Source organism: Pseudomonas sp. BTN1 (assembly GCF_001907715.1).
Lineage (GTDB): Bacteria > Pseudomonadota > Gammaproteobacteria > Pseudomonadales > Pseudomonadaceae > Aquipseudomonas > Aquipseudomonas paracarnis.
In genome coordinates this window covers 1-5082 of the sequence record NZ_MPBM01000067.1, presented here as the reverse complement: position 1 = coordinate 5082, position 5082 = coordinate 1, and the positions used below count along the sequence as shown (strand labels likewise).

Annotated in this window: 1 pseudogene; it reads right to left on the bottom strand. The window is 65.1% G+C overall.

The window, feature by feature from the left end:
• Positions 1-4963: pseudogene (locus tag BMH52_RS25845) on the bottom strand (filamentous hemagglutinin N-terminal domain-containing protein); the annotation flags it as partial.
• Positions 4964-5082: the final 119 nt, after the last annotated feature.

Here is a 5082-nt window from a genome sequence, read left to right as displayed (position 1 = left end):
GCCCTGGATCAGGCTGTTGCCGCGCCGTGCGGGTGTCGGCCTGGGCCAGGTACAGCACCGGTACGAGCACGGTCTGGCCGTCGATGACGCGGTTTTCCATCCACACGATGTCGTGGGTCAGGGCGCCGACTTGCTGGTCGGTGAGGGCCACGCCCAGGCTCAGGCGCAGGGCGTCTTTGCTGGCGAGGCCGTTGTCCATCAGGTAGCGGAACTGGTCGGCGTCGCTGTACAGGCCGCCGGCGAGGAAGCGTTGGCCGGTTTGCGCGAGGACGGCGTCGCGGATCAAGCGGGTTTCGTACTGGCCGTCACCGAGGCGGCGCCAGGCATTGTCGGAATTGAAACCGAGTTTGCCGAGCATGTAGTCGGAGCTGAAGAAGCCCGACACCGAGGTGAATTCGGGGTTGGTCTCGATCAGGTAGTGGCTGGTAGGGTCGGCGTTTTTGACGAACAGACCGTACTCGCCCTTGGGCAGTTGGAAGGTGGGCGAGGTGGTGGGATCGACCGGGGCAAACGCGGTGCCGGTGTAGTCCACAGGCACGAAGCCGCCACCAGGGGCAACGCCTACCACGGGCAATACGCTGCCAGGCGCCTGGGCGCTCGGGTCGTTGGCGTGTTTGCTCAGGTTGATGTTGATGCCGCCGACGGGGATGCCGGTCTGATCGTCGCCGAGGGTGCCGGTCAACTGGGCCAGGGTGTTGTTGTGCAGCGTGCCGTTTTGCAGGGTGCGGGCGACGTTGAGGTTGACCGTGCCGCCCGCTTGCAGGGTGGCGTCGTAGCCGGGGCCGCTGTTGTTGGTCCAGGTGGTGACGTCACTTGCGTAGGCGAACGGTAGGCTATTGGGTGAGCGGCTTTTGAGTTCTTCGAAGCGCGCCTTATCGAAATTCCCGGCCGCCGTGGCCGCATTGAACGCGGGCACGTCGACATATTGCATGCGTTCAAACAAATCGTCGGAGACGTGACCTGGCGTGCCGATGACAAGCTTGCGCTGGCCCGTGCGCGTGGCAGCGCCCTGGTTGAGCAGGTCACCGGCGGTGATGCTCAAGTCGCCATTGGCGGCCATCAGGCTGTAGCGGTTCTGCACAGTGTCGCCTTGCAGCAGCATGTTTTTGCCCGCCACCAGGCGCGCCGCTACCGAGTCCTTGGTCGCCGCCTCAAGGTACGTTTCGTAGATGGTGATCTCGCCACGTTCCCAGTTGTCGCTCTCGCCGCAGTGCTGGCCACAGATCCAACTCAAGCTGCCGGTGGTCAGCGTTTGCCCGAGTTCGAATTCATCTTTGGCGTTTTCGATAAAGCCCGCATTGATGCCGATCGAGCCTTCGCTTTCCACGGTGCCGGAGCGGTTGCTGAACAGCACGGCACGCCCGCCATCGCGGGCGGCGAAGCTCAGGTTGCCTTTGCTGTAGACATCGCCATAGCTGTTGCTGAAGCCATTGCTGCGCAAGGTCATGTCGCCGCCGCTGAACAGCAGCGTGTCGGCGGCATTGGTGATGCCGTTGACTGCGGTGAGGTTCACTGCACCCTGGGCACCGAGGGTGCCACGGTTGTTGATTTGCGCGGCGGCGATGTCCAGTTGCTGGCGGGCGGTGAGGAAGCCGAGGTTGTCCAGGGTGCCGCCCAGGGTCAGGCGCGCATTGGTGGCCGCCAGGCGGCCGCCGTTCTGGCTGAGGTTGTTGGCGGCGACGGTGAGTGTTTGCAGGGCCGAGACGCGGCCGCTGTTGGTGATATCGCCGGTGGTGATGCTGATGTCACCGTCGCTGAGCAGTTCGCCGCCGTTATCCAGGCTGGCCACGTTGAGGATCAAGCCCTTGGCGCTGGCCAAGCGGTCACCGGCCTTGAGGGCCAGCCCTTGGTCGCTCTTGTAGGTGAGCACGTCGTTGAGTTGCACACGGCCCAGGCCGTCGACTTTACCGAATGCCCAGTCGGCGCTGCCCATGCCCTGGATATTGCCCTGGCTGCCTGCGAGGCTGGCGGTGTTGAGGTGGAACAGGCCGGTGCCGGCGTGTTGCAGCATGCCGTTCTGGTTGTTGAGGCTGGCGGCGTCAAGGCTGAAGGCCTGGCTGCCGAATTCGAGGGTGCCGTTCTGGTTGTTCAGCGCGCCGCTGAGGTTGAGTTTGCTGCTGGCGCCGCCCAATGCACGCAGTTGCCCGCTGACGCTGTTATCCAGGTTGCCGCCGGTGAGGGCCAGGCCCTGGTTGGCTTCGATCAGGCCGCCCTGGTTGGTGAGCGTGTTGCGTGAGGTCAGGTTGATCTGATTGCCGCTGACCTGGCCGCCCGCGCTGTTGTCGAGGGTGGCGCCGCTGACGGTCACTTGTTCTTTGCCAAACAGCTTGCCGCCACGGTTGGCCAGGGCTTGGACGGTGAGTTGCAGGTTGCCGACCAGGCTTGCCATCAGGCCGCCGCTGGCGTTGTCGACGCTGTTGGCGGTGACGCTCAGGCTGTCGCCCTGCACGGTGCCGCCCTGGTTATCCAGGCGGGTGGTGTTCAGTTCGGTGAGCGCGCCGCCGCTGAGGATCAGGCCCTTGCGGTTGCTCACATCCTGGCCGCTGTAGCTCAGGCCTTCGGCGCCGGCCAGCAGTTGGCCGTTGTCGTTGTTCAGGTGCTGGGCGGCGATGTCCAGGCGCTTGCCGCGCAGGGTGCCGCCGTCGTTGTTGAGGGTGGTGAGCTGCTTGACCAGCACGCTGCGTTCGCCCGCGTCGATCTGGCCGCCGACGTTGGTGAGCAGGTCGCTGACCTTGAGCACCACGTCGCCGCCGTCGCTGACCAGCGCGCCTTTGTTGCTGTTGGTGAAGGTCTGCGCGGTGACGTCGACGGTCTGGCCCAGCAGGATGCCGGCGCTGTTGTCCAAGCGCTCGCCTTGCAGTTGCAGCAAGCCTTCGCTCTGGATGCGGCCCTGGGCGTTGAGCAACTGGCCCGGGCCTTTGAGCAGCAGGCTTACGCCCTGGGCGCCACCGGCCAGCAGGCCGGCGTTGCGGTTGTCCAGGCCCGAGGCGCGCACGTCGAGGTGGTCACCCAAGACGCGCCCGGCGCGGTTGTCGATATCGCCGCCAGCCACGTCAATCAGCAGTTGCTTGCCGACGATCGTGCCGCCCTGGTTATCCAGGTTGGCGGCGTGCAGTTCGATATCGCCCTGCCCGGCCTGCAAGCGGCCCTGGGCGTTGTTGAGCTGTTGCGCGGCGGTGAGGGTGAGCTTGCCGGTGTCGGCGCTCAGTACGCCGGCTGCGTTGCTGCTGAGGGTGCCGGCAGTTACGTTCAGATCGGTGTTGGCCTGGGTAAAACCCTGATTGTTGTTGAAGGTGTTGGAAACGGCGAGGTTGAGCGCGCCGCCGTCAGCCTGGATCAAACCCTTGAGGCTGTTGTCGAGGTTGCTGGCAGTGACGGTCGCGGTTTTGGCCACCAACACGCCGTTCTGGTTGTTCAGGTTGCCGGCGTTGACGATCAGGTCGTTGGCGATGACTTGGCCGCCGCTGTTGTTCAGGTTGGCGCTGGTGAGCACCAGGCTGCCACCGGCCATTTCGATACGGCCCTGGCGGTTGTCCAGGGACGCGCTGTTGAGCGTGGCGGCCTGGCCTTCGCCGAAGCGGATCAGGCCGCCAAGGTTGACGATGGCCGGTGAGCTGATCGCCAGGGTTTGTTCGCCAAACAGACGTGCGCTGGCGCCCTGGTTGGTGAGCTTGGCGCTGCTGACCTCGACGCTCTTGGCCTGGATGATCGCGCCCTGGTTGGTCAGCGCCTGCGCGGCGGTGATCGCCAGTGCACGGCTGGCCAACAGGTTGCCGCTGGTGGTGACGGTTTGCGCGTTCACCACCAGATCGCCGGTGGTGTTGCGGCTGTTATCAGCGGCGACGCCGGCTTCGATGATGCCCGGGTTGTTCACGCTGGCCGCGTTGATCTCGATGCGCTGGCCGGCGGCGATGCTCTTGCGGTTGACCAGGGCCTGGGCGCTGGTGACCTGCACGTTGCCGTTGGCGTAGACCTTGTCGGTGAGGTCGACGTTTTGCGCGGTGACCTTGACGTTACCGGTGGCCGCCGCCTGCGCCATGCTGAGGCGCCCGTTGGCGTCGAGCTGAATATCGCCACCACTGGCCGCCAGGGTGCCGTCGAGCTTCACGCCCACACCGGCCTCGGTGCCCACCAGTTTGATCGCGCCGGCATACATGCCGCCCAGGGCCGACGAGTCGATCGCCAGCTCCGGCTTGGCGCTGCCGTCATCGGCGCGGGGGGTGGTTTCCAGGCTTTGCGCGTCGACGTCGTTGCGCCCGGCGATCACGTTGAGTTCGCGGGCGTTGATTTGTGCGTTGATCTTGGCCGAGCGGGTGATGATATCGAAGCGTTCGACATTGCTGGCGTTCAAGCCCTGGCCGTCGATGGTCACGGCGCCGCCATCCACTTCATAGCGCTGCAATTGGCCGCTGGCGTCGAGCACCGGTTTGCCGGTGGTGAGGGTGACGTTGGGGGTGTTGATAAAGCCGCAACCGCTGCACGTCACGCCGTACGGGTTGGCGACAATGACCTTGGCCGACTGCCCCGCCACTTCGGTGTAGCCGCGCAACTGGCTGGGGCTGCCGCCGTTGACTTCGTTGAGGATGACGTTCGCCGCGCCGCCCTTGAGGTTGGGGTTGCCGACAATGATCCCGCCCAGCTGGGTGTTGACCATGGCGCCGTTGCCATTGTTGAGGATCACGCCGTTGGGGCCGACGTTGTAGTCCTTGAACTGGTTATGGGACAAGCCCGCGCCATTGGGGGTGGCGATGTTGACCACCGGCACGCCATTGCCCGCCGCGCCCACGGTGGTGCCCGGCGCACTGACCACGATGCCCTCGGCCTGGGCCAGCAGCGGCTGCCAGAACAGTGCGTTGGCAAGGATCAACGCCAGCCCGCGCTTGGGCAGGCCGAAGAACGCGTCCCTGCGCTTCAGGGCGGCAGAAGGTTGGCGGGCCAGGAAGGCGAATTGGCGAACATCCATTGTCAGGCTCTCATGCAGCGGGGCGTTGAATTACAGGAAAAAATCCATGCGGAAGTAGATCGGCGCTTCGCGCTCGGTCACCACACCGGGTCTTTCTAACGAATGGGCAAAGGTCACGC